Below are 16768 nucleotides of genomic sequence, written 5' to 3'. Positions count from 1 at the left end.
GCGCCAGGGGTCGGCGCAGAAGGGCTACGCAGGAAAAGCTCGCCCCGGCCGTCAACGTTGGCCGAAGCACCGGCTCGCCCGCCTGGCCGCCGCGGCCCGCGGCGCCGCGACGTTAGCGGGGGAAACGGGCGACGGGGGCCGGGCAGTCAGCCCCGCGCCACGCCCCCGACCATTACGCCAGCCGTGCCTGGAAGCGCACCAGCGCACCCGTCACCGCCTGCAGGATGCCGGGCTCCCACAGCGAATGCCCGGCGCCCTCCACCATGGTCAGCTCGCCGCGCGGCCAGGCCTGCGCCAGTTCGTAAGCGGAGCGGGGCGGGCAGATCACGTCGTAGCGCCCCTGCACGATGATGCCGGGGATATGGCGGATGCGCTCCACGTTCTTCAACAGCTGGTTGTGCGGCAGGAACAGGCGATGGCTGAAGTAATGCGCCTCGAGCCTGGCCAGCGGCAAGGCGTTGAACTCGTTCGAGGCGCGCACCACCGCATCGGGGTTGGGCAGCAACGTGGCACAGCTGCTCTCGTACTGCGCCCATTGCCGCGCCGCCGCCAGGTGCACCATCGGCTCGGGATCGGTCAGGTGTTGGTAGTAGGCCTGCAGGAAGTCGCCGCGCACCGCCTCGGGCACCGGCGCGACAAAACGCTGTGCGGCCTCCGGAAAGAAGCGCCCCATGCCGGACAGGAACCAGTCGATCTCCTCGTCGCGACCGAGGAACACGCCGCGCAGCACCAGGCCGCTGACGCGTTGCGGATGCGCCTCGGCGTAGGCCAGCGCCAGCGTGCTGCCCCACGAGCCGCCGCACACCAGCCAGCGCTCGATGCCGAGGTGTTCGCGCAGCTGTTCGATGTCGTCGAGCAGGTGCGCGGTGGTGTTGCTGCGGATCTCGCCGCGTGGAATCGAACGACCGCAGCCGCGCTGGTCGAACAGCACGGCACGGTAGAACGACGGATCGAACAGCTGGCGACAGGCCGGGGCACAGCCGTCGCCGGGGCCGCCGTGCAGGTACAGCACCGGCACACCGTCGGGCTTGCCGCATTGCTCCCAGTACATCAGGTGCAGGTCGTCCAGCGGCAACATGCCGCAGGCGTAAGGCTCGAGCGGGGGGAACAACATAATGTCTCTCTCTTGATTCTCGGATGGTGATCGTCCGCACTCTGCCGGTGCGGTACGCAAAACGGGGTGATACCAGTGAGGTACTAGTGCAGCAGGCTGTACAGCATCTGCGACGCCATCACCGCCATCAGCACGGCAAAGGCGCGTTTCAGGCCCGCCACCGGCAAGGCGTGCGCCATGCGCGCGCCCAACGGCGCGCACAGCACGGTCATCAGCATCAGCGCCAGCGTGGCCGGCAGGTAGACGAAGCCCAGCGAGCCCCAGGGCAGGCCGGGCGCGCCCCAGCCGCTCACCAGGTAACCGATGGCGCCCGACACCGCGATCGGCCAACCCAGCGCCGCGCTGGTGGCGATGGCGGTGTGCACCGGCACGTTGCACCAGTTCATGAACGGCACGCTCATCGAGCCGCCGCCGATGCCGACCCAGCTGGAAATCATGCCGATCGCGCCGCCCGCGCCGCACTGCCCGAGCAACCCCGGCATGTCGCGGCTGCCGGCCGGCTTGGCGCCGAAAAACAGCTGCAGCCCGGCAAGATAGGCGTACACCACGAAGAACCAGCGCAACACGTGGCCGGGAATCAAGCCGGCAACCAGGCTGCCGAGGAAGGTGCCGGCGACGATGGCCGGCGCCATGCCGCGCACGATGCGCCAGTTCACCGCGCCCTTGCGATGGTGCGCCAGCACGCTGGAGAAGCTGGTGAACACCATCACCGCCAGCGAGGTGCCCACCGCCAGATGCTGCACGTGTTCGCCGCCGAGCCGGGCCGCCGACAGCACGCCCACCACCACCGGCACGATCACCAGCCCGCCCCCCACCCCGAGCAGGCCGGCGAGAAAACCGGCCAGCACACCGCAGCCCAGCAACACCAGGATCAAGGAAATCGACAGCATCAGATCAGTTGCTCCGTGATGTAGGTCCACTCGTCGGCGCTGACCGGGGTGATGGACAGGCGGTTGCCGCGCTTGAGCACGGTCATCCCGGCGAGCGGCGGGTGGCCGCGCAACTCGGCGGGGGACAGCAGGCGGGTCTTGGCCAGGAAACGCACGTCCACGCACAGCCAGCGCGGCGCGTCGGTCGTGGACTTGGGGTCGAAATAAGGGCTATCGGGGTCGAACTGCGAGGAGTCGGCATGGGCCGCCGTCACCACTTCGGCGAGGCCGGCAATGCCGGGCTCGGGGCAACTGGAATGCCAGAACAACACGCGGTCGCCCGGCTGCATGGCGTCGCGCATGAAGTTGCGCGCCTGGTAGTTGCGCACGCCGGTCCACTCGAAAGCCTGCCCCGGCCGGGCGGCGAGATGGTCGATGGAGACCTCGTCGGGCTCCGATTTCATCAGCCAGTAACGCATGGAAAACCTATGTCTGTCGTCTGTCGCCGGGAACGGCGGCCGGCAAGGGCGGAGGCGGTCGCGGGGCACGGAATCGTCACGCCGCCCGCTCGCCCGGACCGGCAAAACGCACCTTCTATCGCAACAACCACTTAATAATTGTTAGCAATTTTCGGGTATCCGGCGGGCGGAAGCTTCGATTATGCTCGAATTGCACCTTCTGCCGGCATATTAATTGTGCGCAGCGCGCCAGCTTTGCGCAACGAGCGCGCTCACCGGCAGCATAGAGGAGACTACCTCATGAAAGCCCTGATTCTCGTTCTGGTGGCCGCCACCTTGTCGGGCTGCGTGATCCGGCCCTTGTACCCCTATCATGATCGTGACTACGATCATGACTACCATCATCGCGACTACGATGGCCGGGGCGGCTGGCGCCGCTGACGGGCGGTTACCGCAGCAGACATCAAGCATCGCTCGCTCCAGAACACGCTAGCACCAGAGGGCTCCTCGACAATCTCACAACCATCGGGTGGCAGCGATCCGGACGCCATCCCCCTAGAATATGATATGAAAAACCTGTTGCTTGTCCTGATTGCCGCCAGCAGCCTGTCGGCCTGCGTTGTCGAGCCGGCCCACGTCCGGGTGCGTTCGCCCATCGTACTCGAACCGGGTGTGATCGTCGCACCGACCTATTATGGTGGCTATGGCGGCGAGGAATACCGCCATCACCGGCACGAACGCCATGATGACGACGACGATAACTAACCAAGCGGTCACGGCCGCTCCCCGGATGGCTCTTGCCGGTGCAGCCCGTCATCCGGGCCTAGCGGCGGAGCCGAACGTGTCACCCTGCATCACCACTCTGCCTCACCAACAACCCTGGGCGGTGTCGGCCACGCCGCCGCCGGAGACCATAATATGAAAACCTTGCTGTTTGCCCTGATTGCCGCCGGCAGCCTGTCGGCCTGTGTCGTCGAGCCCGCCCACGTCCGCGTGCGCGCCCCGGTCGTCCTCGAACCCGCCGTGGTCGAGCCCGCCTACGGCGGCGGTGGCTTCTGTCCGCCGGGGCAGGCCATGAAAGGCCGCTGTTGACTCCCTCCAGACGGAAAAAAGGCCGCATATGCGGCCTTTTTTCGTTTATTCGCTGACGGCCGGTCGCCGCGGGAAGCGGTGCAGTCCCGACTCGGTCACCAGGTAGTCCAGTTGTACGTCCCACGGCTCGCGCGGCACCCGCGCCACGCGCTGGCAATCGTACGCCACCCCCACCAGCAGCGGGCGGCGCCGGTGCACCTGACGGTGCCGGAACGCCAGCGTGGTGTCGTAGAAGCCGCCCCCCTGCCCCAGCCGAAAGCCCTCCTCGTCCACCCCCAGGAGCGGCACGAACAGCACGTCCAGCTTGTGGGCGCGCAGTACCGGGCCATGGTACTCGGCGATGCCGTAGCGCGGGTGGCGGCTCCAGCGGTTGGCCGTACCCAGCCGGGAAAACCACAGCCGGCGGCCGCGATCCGGAATTTGCGGCAGAAACAGCACGGCGCCACGGAACAGCGCGGCGCTCATCAGCGGCTCGAGGTCGAGTTCGGAACCGGCCGCGAGATAGCCGCCGATGCGCCGGCCGCGTGCCAGGAAGCGCCGGGCATGGCGCGCCACCGCCTCGGCAGCGGCCTGACGATAGGCGCGCGGCAAGGCCATGCGGGCACGACGGATGGCGCGGCGCAGGGCATGCTTGTCGTCGGGGGTCATGGACACGGAAGTGGTCACGATGGAATGGAAGGGGGAGCCCCCCGCGAGTGCCGTTCGGGCAAAATTCGCTTGAACCCTGTTTCCAGGGGGTCGCCTGCCTCGTGCATCGGGCACATCCGTCAGTGGGACGCGCGCACCCGCACGGTAGATGCTGGCAACCAAAGCGAACGCATTGGTTCAAAGGAATTTTTGAGCCGTCACGAACACCGCAGGGGATGAACTGATCTGTGCTGCGTCAGCTTCGCCGCTTAACCCAGCGAGTGCTGACTTTGTTGAAGCGCCGCATCGGCCGCTTCACTCATGGTTCGTATTTTACGCTGAAACTCGGCCATCTCCAAGCCACCCCCCACTTTTGTTTTCAGCAGATCGTGGGCGATATTGAGCGCGGCCATGATGGCGATCTTGTCGGCGTCGACGATGCGCCCCTGTCCCTTGATGGTGTTGATCTTGTCGGAGATCAGCTGCACCGCCTGCAGCAGGGTGTCACGCTCGGCCAGCGGCGTTCCTACGGTGAACTGCCGTCCCAGCAGTTCGATATCGACCTGAACTACCTCGCTCATGCCTCATTTTCCTCGGCTTTGGGCAGCCGCTCGATCAGCGCCGCCACCCGGGTCTTGGTTTCCTCGACGCGGAAGTGCAGTTCGGCGTTTTCCTTCAAGGCCTGCGCCAGCGCCTCGGCAAAGCGACCGTTCTGTGCTTCCAGCTCGCGGATGCGGGCGATCAGCGCCGCTACCCGGGATTCCAGATATTCAAGTTCTTTGTCCATGGCGGCGAGGATAGCCAAGCCTCGGCAGGGCGTCAAACCCCGCCGGGCGCCGCTGTCTCGGGGGCGGTACAACCGCTCGCGGCGGCCCGGAATGCGGGACTGGCAGTGCCCTCGGGCGGAGCCTTCAACACCAGCGGCAGACCGCAGGCGACCAGCGTAACGCGCTCGCAAAGGGCCGCGATATCCTGGTTGAGCCGTCCCAGCTCGTCGACGAAACGGCGTGACAGCCGCCCCAGCGGCACCACGCCCCAGCCGATCTCGTTGCTGACCAGCACGATCTCGCCGGGCAGCATGGCCAGGGCGTGCAGCAGGGCCGCCTTTTCACGCGCGAAATCGGCCTCGTCGAGGCCGTCGTCGAGGCAGAAGCGCATCAGCCACATGCCGAGGCAATCGACCAGCAACAGGGCGTCGGCGGCGGCGGTGCGCTCCAGCACGGCAGCCAGGCCGCGTTCGGCCTCGCACAGGGCCCAGTGGGCCGGACGGCGCTCCCGGTGCAGCGCGACGCGCGCCGCGAAGTCGGCGTCCGCCACCGCGGCGGTGGCGACGTAGGCGACCGGCCCCGGGTGGGCCAGCGCCAGCTGTTCGGCGAAGCGGCTCTTGCCGGAGCGTGCGCCGCCGCTGATGAGGTGGGTCATGGCGGGATGATCTGCTGATGAAAAAGGGGGCGCGGCGGGACGCTTGGCCATCCGGTGTAGATACGGACGGCGGCCGCGGCGCTATTATACCCGCCGCTACCCACGCTTTCCCGACAAACTGCCCCCGTGGCCGGTACGCCTCTGTTGCCGTGACCCCGGGCTTGGCTTAAGGTCTCGCCCATGACGACATTCCTCTCCCCCATTGCCGCTCCCGATGCGGCCTCCGCCGCCCTGGCCCGCGCCCGCCAGGACACACTGACCAAACCTGCCGGCAGCCTCGGCCAACTGGAAGCGCTGGCCTGCCGCTTTGCCGGCTGGCAAGGCAAGGTACAGCCGGCACCGCTGCGGCCGGCGATCACGCTGTTCGCCGCCGACCACGGCGTGACGGACGAAGGCGTGTCCGCCTTCCCGCAGGCGGTGACCGCCGAGATGGTGAAGAACTTCGCCGCCGGCGGCGCGGCGATCTGCGTGCTGGCGCGCCAGCACGGTGCCCGGCTCGAGGTGGTCGACGCCGGCGTGGCCGGTGATCTCAGCGGCCTGCCCATCGTGCACGCCAAGGTGCGCCGCGCTTCGGCCAACCTGCGCCGCGAGGCCGCGCTCTCCCTGGCCGAGGCGGAAGCCGCGCTGGCGGTGGGACGGGACGCCGCACGCCGCGCCGTGGAAGCGGGCGCCAACCTGCTGGTGGCCGGCGACATGGGCATCGGCAACACCACGCCGTCGGCGGCGCTGATCTGCCGCCTGTCCGGCGCCGCGCCGGAGATCGTGGTCGGCCGCGGTACCGGGGTCGACGACGCCGGCCTGGCGCTCAAACGCCAGGTGGTGGAGGACGCGCTGACGCGGCTGGCCGGGCGCGAGCTGGCGGCGCTGGAGGTGCTGGCCGAGCTGGGCGGGCTGGAAATCGCCGCCATCGCCGGCTTCTACCTGGAAGGCGCCGCGCTGGGCGTGCCGTCGCTGGTGGACGGTTTCATCACCAGCGCCGCCGCGCTGGTCGCCAAGGCGCTGCAGCCGGCGGTGGCCGACTGGCTGATCGCCAGCCACCGCTCGCAGGAGACCGGCCACGGCATCGCGCTGGAAACCCTGGGGCTGACGCCGCTGGTGGAGCTTGGCCTGCGCCTGGGCGAGGGTTCCGGCGCCGCGCTGTGCCTGCCGCTGCTGCAGTCGTCGATCCTGCTGCACAACGAGATGGCCACCTTCGCCGAGGCCGGCGTGTCGGAAAAGGCCGAGTGAACCCGTACACGCTGACCTTGCTGCGCCACGGCGACATCGACCACGAGGGGCGGCTGGTGGGCCGCCTCGACCTGGCGTTGAACGAGCGCGGCCGGCGTCAGCTCGCCGCCAGCTGGCAGCGCGTCAACGCCCTGGCGCCGGTCACCGCCATCGCCAGCTCGCCGCTCAAGCGCTGCCGCGAATTCGCCGTGCAGCAGGCGCTCGCCGGCGGCGTGCCGCTCAAGCTGGACGAGCGGCTGGCCGAGTGCGACTTCGGCGCCTGGGACGGCATGGCGCTCGCCGAGTTGGCGGCGCGCCACCCCGACTGGAGCCAAAGGTTGGCCGAAGGCTCGCTCGACGCCCCCGGCGGCGAGGACTTCGACACCTTCCGCACCCGCGTGCTGGCCGGTTTTGCCGGCTGGATGAGCGAGGCGCGCGGCAGCCACCGCGTGCTGGTGAGCCACGGCGGCGTGATCACCGTGCTCTTGGCCGAGCTGCTCGGCACCGGCTTCAACGTGGCGCGGCTGTTGACGGTACAGCGTGGCGGCTTCGCCCAGCTCTCCATTCTCGACGGCCACCCCGCCTACCTGCTGCGCCTGGAGCCGCCATGCGCGGACTGATCCTGGCGCTGCAGTTCCTCACCCGGCTGCCCACCCCGGCGCTCGAGGAGTACCGCCCGGAGTGGCTGGCCGACAGTGCGCGCTGGTTCACCGTGGTTGGCGCGCTGATCGGCGCCCTGCTGGCGGCGGCGCTGTGGCTGGGCACGCGCGTCGACCCGTGGCTCGGGGCGCTCGCCGCGCTGGGCGCGTGGGTCTGGGTCAGCGGCGGGCTGCATCTGGACGGCCTGGCGGACCTGGCCGACGGTCTGGGCGCCGCGCACCGTTCGCGCGAGCGCATGCTGGCGGTGATGAAGGAGCCGCACGTCGGCAGCTTCGGCGTGATCGCGCTGGTGCTGGCGCTGATTGCCAAGCTGGTGCTGCTGATGCTGCTCGCCAAATCCTCAGCCAACCTGTGGGGGCTGCTGCTGCTGCCGGCCTGGGCCCGCCTCGGCGCGGTCTGGTGGTCGGCCACCCTGCCGCCGCTGGCCGCCGGCAGCGCCTCGCTGTTCGCCGGCAAACCGGACTGGCGCGCCCAGGCACTGGGTGCCGCCGCACTCGCGCTGCTCTCCGCGCTACTCGCCCCGGCCCTGCTGCTGGCGCCGCTGGCGCTGTGGGGCTGGCGCCGTTTCCTGGCGCAACGCGTCGGCGGCATGAGCGGCGACTGCCTCGGCGCGGGCGTGGAGTGCAGCGAGATCGTGCTGCTGGTGCTGCTGGTCGTCGCCACCGCGTTCTGAACCCCGGTGCCGGGTGTTGCCGTCCGCCCTCAGTGCAGCGGCAGCGCCGCCTCGCCACGGTGGCGGTCCACCACTTTCCACGGCAGCACCGGCCATTCCGGGTACTCGCAGGCGCGCGCCACGCGCGGGAACGATGGCCCAAGGTACAGCCCCTGCGGCAGCAGGTACCAGGTCGGCAAGGTCCACAGCCCGCTGTCGCGGTAGTCGCAGCCGTCGTCCTTGCCCGGCGACGCCATCTGCTGCGGGTAGAGCTGGCGCAGGGTGCGTGCCAGCCACGGGCCGAGCACCTTGTTCTGGTAGTCGTAGTTCTGCAAATGACCGTCGGCATCACGCGCCAGCCGGGGCTTGCCCTGTCCCAGCCACAGCACGTCCTCCAACTGCAGTTCACGGCCGCTTTGCACCTCGAGGTTGAGCGGGTTGTCGCCGAAATCGGGGTGGGCGCCGCCGCAGTCGAAACTGGTGAACACGCTGGCGCTGAGCACGTGCTCGTTGAGCAGGCGCGGCGTGACCGTCTGCTCGTAATCGAAGCCGCGGCGGCGCGCACCGCCCAAGGCACAGTCGAAATAGCCGTTCACCTCCTGCCAGTGCCGGCTCTCCAACACGCGGTTGAGGCGCTGCTGCACCCCGGCGGGGTAGCCCTCCTCCACCCGGAAGAAGCGGATCTTGCTGACCGGTTCCTGCCACCAGCGCAGCCGGTAGCTGCCGACGCGCTGCTCCCGCCCCGGACGCAGCGTCAGGTCGGCCAGGCGCACGAACTCGTAGGGATGCTGCTGACGCAGCCGTGCCAGCGCGGCCACCTCGCTGGCGGGCAAGGCGTCGGGCGGCAGCGGGCTCAGGCTGATCGGCTTGCTGCCCTGCCAGCGCCCCTGCCAGCCACCCTTGCCGTCCGGGCGCAGCACCAGGTCGGGACGGCTCTCGTCGTAGCCCTGGTTCTCGCCCAGCGTGACGCTGCCGTCGGTGCGACGCTGGCCGTCCAGCGCGATGTCGTGGTGATACTTGCGGTAAAAGTAGCGGCCGTCGGCCTTGCCATCCTTGGCGAGGTTCAATTCCATCACCACCGCGGCGCTGCCGATCTGGCCCTGCAGCAATTGCGCTGCCGCCGGCAGCGGCGACAGCAGGCCGGCCGCACCGAGGGTGGCGAGGCCGACACGGAGCATCATGGTCTTCATACGGGTATCCGGCATCGATCTGACAGCAGCATACAAAAAACAACGCCACTGCGGTGCAGTGGCGTTGTCAGGCTGTGGACGGGAGGAACGCTTACAGCGTACCGGCCAGCTTGCGGTTGCGTAGCAGGCACAACAGGTCACAGGCGATGTGCGCGGCGGCCAGTGCTGTGATCTCGCTCTGGTCGAACGGCGGCGACACCTCCACCACGTCCATGCCGACCAGGTTCACGTCGCCCAGGTTGCGCACGATCTTCAGCGCCTGCGCCGTGGTCAGCCCGCCCGGCACCGGGGTACCGGTCCCCGGCGCGAACGCCGGGTCGAGACAGTCGATATCGAAGGTGAGGTAGGTCGGGTTGTCGCCGACGATCTCCTTGATGCGTGCGATAGCGGCATCGGTGCCGTGGTCGTGCACCCACGGCGCGTCCAGGCGCTGGATGCCCATGAAGTCGTCGTTCCAGGTGCGCAGGCCGACCTGCACCGAGGTCTGCGGGTCGATCAGGCCGTCCTTCACCGCCTTGTAGAACATGGTGCCGTGGTTGAGCGAATCGGGGCTGTCGTCCGGCCAGGTGTCGCAGTGCGCGTCGAAGTGGATGATCGACAGCGGCTTGCCGAACTTCTCGGCGTGCGCGATCAACAGCGGGTAGGTGACGTAGTGGTCGCCGCCGAAGGTCAGCATCTTGGCGCCGGAGGCCAGGATGGTGCGCGCGTGCTCGATGATGCTGTCCTTGATGGTCAGCGGGTTGTGGGCGTCGAACCAGCAGTCGCCGTAGTCGATCACCGCCAGGTCGTCGAACGGGTCGAAGCCCCACGGAAACGGCTTCAGTTCGGCCAACTGCACGCTGGCGGCGCGCACCGCCGCCGGACCGAGGCGGGCGCCGGGGCGGAAGGTCACCGCCAGGTCGAGCGGGATGCCGGAAATCGCCACGTCGACGCCGCTGAGGTCGCGCGTGTAGTTGCGGCGCATGAAGCTGAGCACGCCGGCGTAAGTGTTTTCGATCGAGGAACCGTACAGCGAGGTACGACGAATGGCACCATCGCCATGAATCGTGTGAGACATGAAACTCTCCGTCAGAGAGTACGCCGGAGCGGCACCACAGCCGGCACCGACGCTTCCCGTCCATCTTGCGAGCCGACGGGTTGAGGCTGCCGCGCCGCCTTGGCACGGAGGCCGATAGTGTGCCGCGCCGGCCCGGTACTTTCAAGCCCGCCGGGGTTGGCCGAAGCCGCCCCGGCATGAAAAAAACCGGCGGGGACGGCCGGCAGAGGCTTCAGAGGTACGACGACAATCAGGAGCCGATCACGCCGCCGTCCAGCTTGCGGATCACCACGGTGGCGGCGCGCGGCCGGCCGGCTTTCGGCCCCTCCGGCCAGCTCGAGATCGCCAGCGGCTTGTCTGGATCGGAACGCTCGCTGTCCGGCTCGCCCGGGTGCTGGATATTGATGAACAGCGTCTTGTTGTCCGGGGTGAAGGCGATGCCGGTGATCTCGCAGCCGTTCGGGCCGGTCAGGAAGCGGCGGAACTCGCCGGTCTCCGGCACCACCGCCAGCATCTGGTTGTTGCCCATACCCTGGTACTCCTTCATGTTCACCGTCGAGGTGGACACGTCGGTCTCGACCCACAGCACGCCGTTGTAGTCGAACTTCAGGCCATCCTGGCTGCCGAAATAATCGCCCTTGATGTTGCCCTTGTGCTCCGGCTTGGCCGCGTCCGGGCGGCCCGCCAGCGCGAAGATGTCCCACTTGAACGCCGTGGCGGCGGCGTCGCCGCCGTGCTCGTTCCAGCGGATGATGTGGCCAAACTTGTTGTCGGCGCGCGGGTTGGCGGCGTCCGGGCCCGGCTTGCCGTCCTTGCCGCGCTCGCTGTTGTTGGTCAGCGTGCAGTACACCTCGCCCGGCTTGTGGCTGTGCACCGCGATCCATTCCGGACGGTCCATCTTGGTCGCCCCCATCACGTCGGCCGCCATGCGCGCCTTGATCACCACGTCGCCCTGGCTGGCGAAGCCCTTGTCGGCGCTCAGGCCGTTCTGGCCGGCCACCAGCGGCAGCCACTGGCCGGAACCGTCGGCGTCGAAGCGCGCCACGTACAGCGTGCCCTCGTCCAACAGGTGCATGTTGGCCTTGCGGTTTTTCGGATCGAACGTGTTCTTGGAAACGAACTTGTAGATGTACTCGAAGCGCTGGTCGTCGCCCATGTACACCACGGCATGGCCGGACGGTGCGATCGTCGCCGTCGCGCCTTCGTGCTTGAAGCGGCCGAGCGCAGTGCGCTTGACCGGCTTGGCTTTCGGATCGAACGGATCGATCTCCACCACCCAGCCGAAGCGGTTCGGCTCGTTCGGGTTGAGCTGGGCGTCGAAGCGGAAATCTTCCCACGCCCACTTGTAGCCGGCGTCCTTGCTGGAAATGCCGTAGCGCTTCTCCAAGTCGGTCAGCCTGCCGGAATCGTTGACGAACACGCCGTCGAAGTTTTCTTCGCAGGTGAGGTAGGTGCCCCACGGCGTCGGGCCGCTGGCGCAGTTCTGGAAGGTGCCGAGCACTTCCACCCCCTTGGGGTCGGCCTCGGTCTGCATCAGCGCGTGGCCGCGCGCCGGCCCCTGGATGGCGATCGGGGTATTGGCGTGGATGCGGCGCGCGTACCTGGACGGACGCACCACCTGCCAGCCGCCCTTGCCGGTGGCCTCGACCTCGATCACCGACACCCCCACCGCCGCCTGCGCCTTCTTCACCTTGTCGGCGTTCCAGGTCTTCATGCCGTCGCGGTGCAGCAAACCGTCGTCGGTGTATTCGTGGTTGATCGCCATCAGGCCGTGCTTGGAGCCGGTAGAGCCCAGCGGCAGCGGGAAGAACGCCATGCCGTCGTGGTGCATGCCGGCCTGCAGTTCCTGCTCGGCAGCGCTGTTGGATGCATCCGGCTTGAACGCCGGCATCGCCCCCTTGATGCCCACCGGATCACCCCAGGCGTACAGCACGTCCGCCACGTAGCCTTCCGGCACCACCACCTTGTCCTCGAAACCGAACGGTACCGGTTTGAAGCCCAGCACCGGAGCCTTGCGCGCGAACGGCACCTGCGCCGCCTCGGCCAGCGTGGCCAGGCTACCGCCCAGCAGGCCGGCCAGCCCGGCCGCCCCGGTGCCTTTCAGCACGCCACGGCGCGAGAAACGCGCTGCCAGCACCTCGGACAGGGCCAGGTTGGCCGAAGGATTGGTCGGTTCGTCCACGCCGTGCTGCTTGATCCTGTAGCTCTCGCTCATTACAACGCTCCTGGAAAATCGGTCTCACCCCGCAGGGAATCGACCGCCAAGCCTAAGAGCGCGATATGACAAACAGATCACGACGTCATGTCAATTTCATGAATGGTCGCGCGCCGCCCAGCCCTGCTGCTGCCACAGGCGCAGACGTAGCCTCACGTCGTACCACACCGGGCGCAAGCCGAGCAGGAACAGTCCGCCCGCCAGCGGCAGCGAAAAGCCGAAACCGAGATGCTTGAAGCCCAGCGCCCCGACCACCCCGCCGACGAAGAACGACACCAGGATCAACAGGTAGAGCCGCAGCTTGGCATGATTGGCCTGCACCCGTTGCACCCGCGTCGGGCCGGCGCGGTCGAGGTAGAGCAGCTTGGCCAGCTCGATGCCGATGTCGGTGGCGGTGCCGGTCATGTGCGTGGTGCGCAGCAGCCCGCGCGACAGCTTGGTGACGATGGTGTTGTGCATGCCCATGATGAAGCACAGCAGCAGCACCGTCGGCGGCGTCAACAGCCCCTTGTGCGTCGACAGCCCCGCCCCCAGCAGGCCGAACAGCAGCAGCAGCAGGGCCTCCTCCATGATCGACACGCCGTAGCCGCCGCGCAGGCGGCGGCGCCGCGCCCAGATGATCAGCCAGGTGGAATGCATCGCCCCGGCCACGAAGCTCACCAGCATCAACAGCGCGGACAGGGCCAGGCGCAATTCGCCCAGCGCGAAATGGTCCGCCATGCTGGAGACGACGCCGGAAACGTGGGAGGTGTAGCGGTGTACCGCGAGGAAACCGCCGGCGTTGAGGGCGCCGGCGCTGAACGCCATCGACCAGCCGAGCTGATGGATGACCCGGTCGTTGAAAGGCCCCCGGTCCAACAACCGGGTGATATTGACGCGTCGCGACATGGCAGCAGATGGCCAAAGAAAAAGCGGCAGGAGCGCCGCTTTTCAATAATGCGCCGCCCGCTGCGCACTGGCAAGCGGGCCGACGTTCACAGACACGCCGCCAGCGGCACTCCCGGCAGCAAACGCTTCTGCAATGCCTCGAGATGCGCAACCTGCTGCGCGTTCAGCGCCCCCAGCGTGAGCCGGGTGCGGGTCACCTGCTGACCACGCGGCTCGACCTGCACCTTGGCATACCCCGCCGCCTTGGCCTTGGCCGCCAGCGCCTGGGCCGAAGCCTCGCTGCCGAACAGGCCGAGCGACACGCTGCCCTTGCGCTCGTCGTTCTGCACGATATAGCCATCGAAACCCTTGCCCTTGAGCTCGGCCAGCAAGGTCTGCGCTTCGGCCGGCGTCGCCAGCGCCGGGTGGTAGACCCAGAACTTGCCGCTGCCGCGCAGCTCGCTGCTCTGCGTCTCCTTGAGCTGGCCCGCGCCGAGCTTGAGCGATGCCAGGCGTGCCTTCACGTGAGCCAGCTGGCGCGCCTCGAACGGCCCCCACTGGTAGCACGCCAGCGCCTCGGGCTTGGCTGCCGCGACCTTCGGAGCGGCCTCGACCGGGGCCGGCGGCACCGCTGCCAGCTTGGGCGCAGGCACGGGCTTGGCCTCCACCGGATTCGGGGCTGGCACTGCTACCTTTCCTGGCACAACCGCCGGCACGGCATCGAGCGAGGCCGGCAGCGCGGTCGGGGTCGCCGCGGCGGCCGGCGCGCTCGTCACCGCCTTCGCCGTCATGGCGACGGGGGCCGACGCGGCGACCCAGCCGGCCGGCAGCAGCTTGAGCGACTCCGGGCTGACTTCCTGGGCGTGGATATCGACCGTCGGGTGCGGCTTCAGCGCCCCGTACAATGCCGCCACCAGATTCAGCCCAACCACCAAGGCTAGAAACCACTTCATGATTCGCCCGCCACTTTTAACAATCCCATAAGGACCAGATTATCCACGATCCGCAGCGGTGCCGCGAGCCAGGGTGCCAGCCGCTCGGCATCGCCCCCGGTCAGCAGCAGTTCGGCCGGTCCACGTCCGGTGGTCTCGGCCAGACGGCGCCGCATGCGCTCGATCGCGCCGCACAAGGCGTCCACCGCGCCCGACGCCAGCGCATCCTGCGTGCCTTGCGGAAATGCCACCACCTGCCCCGGCACCCGGTTGAGGTTGGCGGTACCGCGCGCCAGGCTCTCCAGCATCAAGGCATGGCCGGGCAGGATCAGCCCGCCCAGATAATCACCCTCGGCGGTCAGCGCCTCCACCGTCAACGCGGTACCGGCGCAGGCCACCACCACGTCGCCGACGCTCAGCGCACGCGCCGCCAGCACCGCCAGCCAGCGGTCTGCCCCCTGCTCGCCCGGGTCACGGTAATGGTTGCATACTCCGCCACCGTCACGTTGCGACCTTACCCACTGCACCGGCTGCGGCACCGCCGCCTCCAGCGCCGCCGTCACCGCCGCACTCGCCACCGAGGCCGCGTGCACACTGCGAATGGGATACCCCGCCCAGACCGCGGCCAGGGTCGGGATGTCGGCGTGCGACACCGCCCCCTGCGCCAGCCAGTCGCGGCCATCGTGCAGCGCCCACTTCACCCGGGTATTGCCGGCGTCGATCAGCAGCTTCACGACAACGGCCTCAGGCTCACTTCACCGACGTGGAAGCGCTGCATTCCCGCCGCTGTTTCCACTTCCAACGCGCCGTCGTCGGCCACGCCACGGGCGATACCCTCGATCGGTTCGCCGTGCGAGAACGACAGGCGCACCGGACTGTCGCGGTGCGCCGACAACGCCAGCCACTCTTCGCGTACTGCGGCGAACCCCTGCCTGGCAAAGGCGTCGAGCACCTGCTGCAGTTCGTTGAGCAGCGCCGCCAGCAGGGCATTGCGCCCCACGCGTACACCAGTCTGATCCAGCGCCGCCACCGGCTGATCGACCTCGCCCGGCGACTGCAGGTTGAGGCCAATGCCGATTACCACCGCCGCCGGCCCCATCGCCTCGCCAGAGAGCTCGATCAGGATGCCGGCCAGCTTCTTGCCGTCGAGCAGCACATCGTTCGGCCACTTCAACATCACCGGCGCCCCCAGTGCGCGCAGCGCACGTGCCAGCGCCACGCCGACCGCCAGCGACAGGCCGGCGAGCCCCGCCAGCCCCTTGTCGAAGCGCCACAGCAGGGAGAAGGTCAGCCCCGCCCCCAAGCGCGCCTGCCAGCGCCGGCCAAGACGGCCGCGCCCGGCGCTCTGCAACTCGGCGGCCAGCACCAGGCCGTGCAGATCGCTGCTGGTGGCATGCTGCATCAGCTGGGAATTGGTCGAATCGATGCGCTCCGCCACCGCCACGGTGAGAGCCTCCGCCGCCGCTGGCGAGAGTCCGGCGCGGATCGCCGCCACATCCAGCCATTCGAACCCTTCGGCCAACTTGTAGCCCTGGCCGCGCACGCTGTACACCGTCAGTCCGAAATCGTTCTCGATGACGTGCACCGCCTGCCACACCAGGGTGCGCGACACCCCCAACTGCTGCGCGATCGCCTCGCCGGAATGAAAGCGGCCGTCGGACAGCGCCCTCAGCACCGCGAACGCGTATTGCTCGCTCACGCCTTGCCTTCGCTTTCGCGGATCTTCTGCAGCGTCGCGGTGGTCGAGGTGTCGAACAGGAACGGGATAGAATGCACTTGGCCGCCGCGTGCCAGCGTTTGAGCCGCGCCGACGATGCGGTCCGGGGTCCAGTCGCCCCCCTTCACCAGCACGTCGGGCTTGACCACCTCGATCAGCTCGGCCGGGGTATCGCTATCGAACCACGTCACCAGGCTGACGCTCTCCAGCGCCGCCAACACCGCGGCGCGGTTGTCCTGGGAATTGATCGGCCGGTCGTCGCCCTTGCCCAGGCGCTTGACCGAGGCATCGGTGTTGATCGCCACCACCAAGCCTGCCCCCAGCGCCGCCGCCTGCGCCAGATAGGTCACGTGGCCGCGATGCAGGATGTCGAAGCAGCCGTTGGTGAAGACCAGCGGGCGCGGCAGCGTCGCCAGCCGTTCGGTCAGCTGCTCCGGCGGACAAATCTTGTTTTCAAACAGGGGAGAGGGATAGCTCATGGATTTCCTTCAAACTGACCGGACGCGTCTACATCTGCGCGCCACGGCCTTGCGGCTCGACAAGTCAGTCAGGATACCATCCGTCACGGCGGCCCCCAAGCACCGCCTTGCCGGTAAAACGGCGGCGACCAGGGATGCATTCCGTCGCCCCAATACAAAAAGCCCAGCTCGTATGAGCTGGGCTTTCTTGAGGGGAGTCTGGCGGTGTCCTACTTTCACACGGCAATGCCGC

At 68.4% G+C, this 16768-nt stretch carries 21 protein-coding genes and 1 other RNA gene; 6 read left to right on the top strand and 16 right to left on the bottom strand.

What is annotated here, in order from left to right:
• Window positions 1-172: 172 nt before the first annotated feature.
• The 3 genes from pip to AC3WG5_RS06850 all read right to left on the bottom strand — a co-directional run bounded on the left by pip (window position 173) and on the right by AC3WG5_RS06850 (window position 2462).
• Window positions 173-1114, bottom strand: coding sequence for a prolyl aminopeptidase (gene pip, locus AC3WG5_RS06860; RefSeq protein WP_492568228.1), 942 nt, complete (start codon window positions 1112-1114; stop codon window positions 173-175).
• 83 nt (window positions 1115-1197) lie between these two features.
• Window positions 1198-2004, bottom strand: coding sequence for a sulfite exporter TauE/SafE family protein (locus AC3WG5_RS06855; protein WP_492568227.1), 807 nt, complete (start codon window positions 2002-2004; stop codon window positions 1198-1200).
• Window positions 2004-2462 carry an EVE domain-containing protein gene (locus AC3WG5_RS06850; protein WP_492568226.1) on the bottom strand — a complete coding sequence of 153 codons (459 nt, stop codon included), beginning with the start codon at window positions 2460-2462 and terminating at the stop codon, window positions 2004-2006. The genes AC3WG5_RS06855 and AC3WG5_RS06850 overlap by 1 nt, the downstream gene beginning before the upstream one ends.
• A 279-nt stretch (window positions 2463-2741) precedes the next feature.
• Here AC3WG5_RS06850 and AC3WG5_RS06845 point away from each other — a divergent pair, with 279 nt between their 5' ends.
• The 3 genes from AC3WG5_RS06845 (at window position 2742) to AC3WG5_RS06835 (ending at window position 3533) form a co-directional block, all read left to right on the top strand.
• Window positions 2742-2882 carry a hypothetical protein gene (locus tag AC3WG5_RS06845; RefSeq protein ID WP_482583860.1) on the top strand — a complete coding sequence of 47 codons (141 nt, stop codon included), beginning with the start codon at window positions 2742-2744 and terminating at the stop codon, window positions 2880-2882.
• A 126-nt stretch (window positions 2883-3008) separates the two neighbouring features.
• Window positions 3009-3206, top strand: a complete 198-nt coding sequence (locus AC3WG5_RS06840) for a hypothetical protein (protein WP_482583859.1) — start codon at window positions 3009-3011, stop codon at window positions 3204-3206.
• 153 nt (window positions 3207-3359) lie between these two features.
• Window positions 3360-3533 carry a putative periplasmic lipoprotein gene (locus AC3WG5_RS06835; protein ID WP_014088698.1) on the top strand — a complete coding sequence of 58 codons (174 nt, stop codon included), beginning with the start codon at window positions 3360-3362 and terminating at the stop codon, window positions 3531-3533.
• A gap of 45 nt (window positions 3534-3578) precedes the next feature.
• Here the strand turns inward: AC3WG5_RS06835 and AC3WG5_RS06830 are convergent, their stop codons facing one another.
• The 5 genes from AC3WG5_RS06830 to cobU form a co-directional block, all read right to left on the bottom strand.
• Window positions 3579-4181: a 5-formyltetrahydrofolate cyclo-ligase gene (locus tag AC3WG5_RS06830; protein ID WP_492568300.1), complete on the bottom strand. Its 603-nt coding sequence runs from the start codon at window positions 4179-4181 to the stop codon at window positions 3579-3581.
• 34 nt (window positions 4182-4215) lie between these two features.
• Window positions 4216-4399, bottom strand: a non-coding RNA gene (gene ssrS, locus AC3WG5_RS06825) — 6S RNA.
• A 30-nt stretch (window positions 4400-4429) separates the two neighbouring features.
• On the bottom strand, window positions 4430-4741 hold the full coding sequence (locus AC3WG5_RS06820; protein WP_008952034.1) for a cell division protein ZapA: 312 nt from the start codon (window positions 4739-4741) through the stop codon (window positions 4430-4432).
• Window positions 4738-4947 carry a hypothetical protein gene (locus AC3WG5_RS06815; RefSeq protein ID WP_008952033.1) on the bottom strand — a complete coding sequence of 70 codons (210 nt, stop codon included), beginning with the start codon at window positions 4945-4947 and terminating at the stop codon, window positions 4738-4740. The genes AC3WG5_RS06820 and AC3WG5_RS06815 overlap by 4 nt, the downstream gene beginning before the upstream one ends.
• A 32-nt stretch (window positions 4948-4979) precedes the next feature.
• A complete protein-coding gene (cobU, locus tag AC3WG5_RS06810; protein WP_492568225.1) occupies window positions 4980-5582 on the bottom strand; it encodes a bifunctional adenosylcobinamide kinase/adenosylcobinamide-phosphate guanylyltransferase in 603 nt (200 codons plus the stop codon).
• 180 nt (window positions 5583-5762) lie between these two features.
• On the opposite strand from cobU, the gene cobT reads away from it, so the two are divergent.
• From cobT to cobS, 3 genes are read left to right on the top strand one after another with little or no spacing between them, the layout of a single operon-like run.
• On the top strand, window positions 5763-6809 hold the full coding sequence (cobT, locus tag AC3WG5_RS06805; RefSeq protein ID WP_492568224.1) for a nicotinate-nucleotide--dimethylbenzimidazole phosphoribosyltransferase: 1047 nt from the start codon (window positions 5763-5765) through the stop codon (window positions 6807-6809).
• Window positions 6806-7408: a histidine phosphatase family protein gene (locus tag AC3WG5_RS06800; RefSeq protein ID WP_008952030.1), complete on the top strand. Its 603-nt coding sequence runs from the start codon at window positions 6806-6808 to the stop codon at window positions 7406-7408. The genes cobT and AC3WG5_RS06800 overlap by 4 nt, the downstream gene beginning before the upstream one ends.
• Window positions 7396-8121 carry an adenosylcobinamide-GDP ribazoletransferase gene (cobS, locus tag AC3WG5_RS06795; RefSeq protein WP_492568223.1) on the top strand — a complete coding sequence of 242 codons (726 nt, stop codon included), beginning with the start codon at window positions 7396-7398 and terminating at the stop codon, window positions 8119-8121. Before AC3WG5_RS06800 ends, cobS begins: the two co-directional genes overlap by 13 nt.
• 29 nt (window positions 8122-8150) lie before the next feature.
• On the opposite strand, the gene AC3WG5_RS06790 is transcribed toward cobS, so the two are convergent.
• The 8 genes from AC3WG5_RS06790 to rfaE2 all read right to left on the bottom strand — a co-directional run bounded on the left by AC3WG5_RS06790 (window position 8151) and on the right by rfaE2 (window position 16536).
• Window positions 8151-9290: a hypothetical protein gene (locus tag AC3WG5_RS06790; RefSeq protein WP_492568222.1), complete on the bottom strand. Its 1140-nt coding sequence runs from the start codon at window positions 9288-9290 to the stop codon at window positions 8151-8153.
• Window positions 9291-9381: 91 nt separating this feature from the next.
• A complete protein-coding gene (gene speB / locus AC3WG5_RS06785) occupies window positions 9382-10347 on the bottom strand; it encodes an agmatinase (protein WP_008952027.1) in 966 nt (321 codons plus the stop codon).
• 229 nt (window positions 10348-10576) lie between these two features.
• Window positions 10577-12541, bottom strand: a complete 1965-nt coding sequence (locus AC3WG5_RS06780; protein WP_492568221.1) for a PhoX family protein — start codon at window positions 12539-12541, stop codon at window positions 10577-10579.
• A 96-nt stretch (window positions 12542-12637) separates the two neighbouring features.
• Complete coding sequence (locus tag AC3WG5_RS06775; protein WP_492568220.1) at window positions 12638-13429, bottom strand: YoaK family protein; 792 nt, start codon at window positions 13427-13429, stop codon at window positions 12638-12640.
• Between the two features lie 86 nt (window positions 13430-13515).
• Window positions 13516-14361: an SPOR domain-containing protein gene (locus AC3WG5_RS06770; protein ID WP_492568219.1), complete on the bottom strand. Its 846-nt coding sequence runs from the start codon at window positions 14359-14361 to the stop codon at window positions 13516-13518.
• Complete coding sequence (locus AC3WG5_RS06765; protein WP_482583848.1) at window positions 14358-15074, bottom strand: type III pantothenate kinase; 717 nt, start codon at window positions 15072-15074, stop codon at window positions 14358-14360. Before AC3WG5_RS06765 ends, AC3WG5_RS06770 begins: the two co-directional genes overlap by 4 nt.
• Window positions 15071-16039 carry a biotin--[acetyl-CoA-carboxylase] ligase gene (locus AC3WG5_RS06760; RefSeq protein WP_492568218.1) on the bottom strand — a complete coding sequence of 323 codons (969 nt, stop codon included), beginning with the start codon at window positions 16037-16039 and terminating at the stop codon, window positions 15071-15073. The genes AC3WG5_RS06765 and AC3WG5_RS06760 overlap by 4 nt, the downstream gene beginning before the upstream one ends.
• Entirely contained in the window at window positions 16036-16536 is a 501-nt protein-coding gene (rfaE2, locus tag AC3WG5_RS06755) for a D-glycero-beta-D-manno-heptose 1-phosphate adenylyltransferase (protein WP_492568217.1), read from the bottom strand. Before rfaE2 ends, AC3WG5_RS06760 begins: the two co-directional genes overlap by 4 nt.
• Between the last annotated feature and the right edge of the window lie 232 nt (window positions 16537-16768).

This window comes from Pseudogulbenkiania sp. FW507-F1 (assembly GCF_058781125.1).
This window is presented reverse-complemented; position numbering and strand designations above follow the sequence as displayed.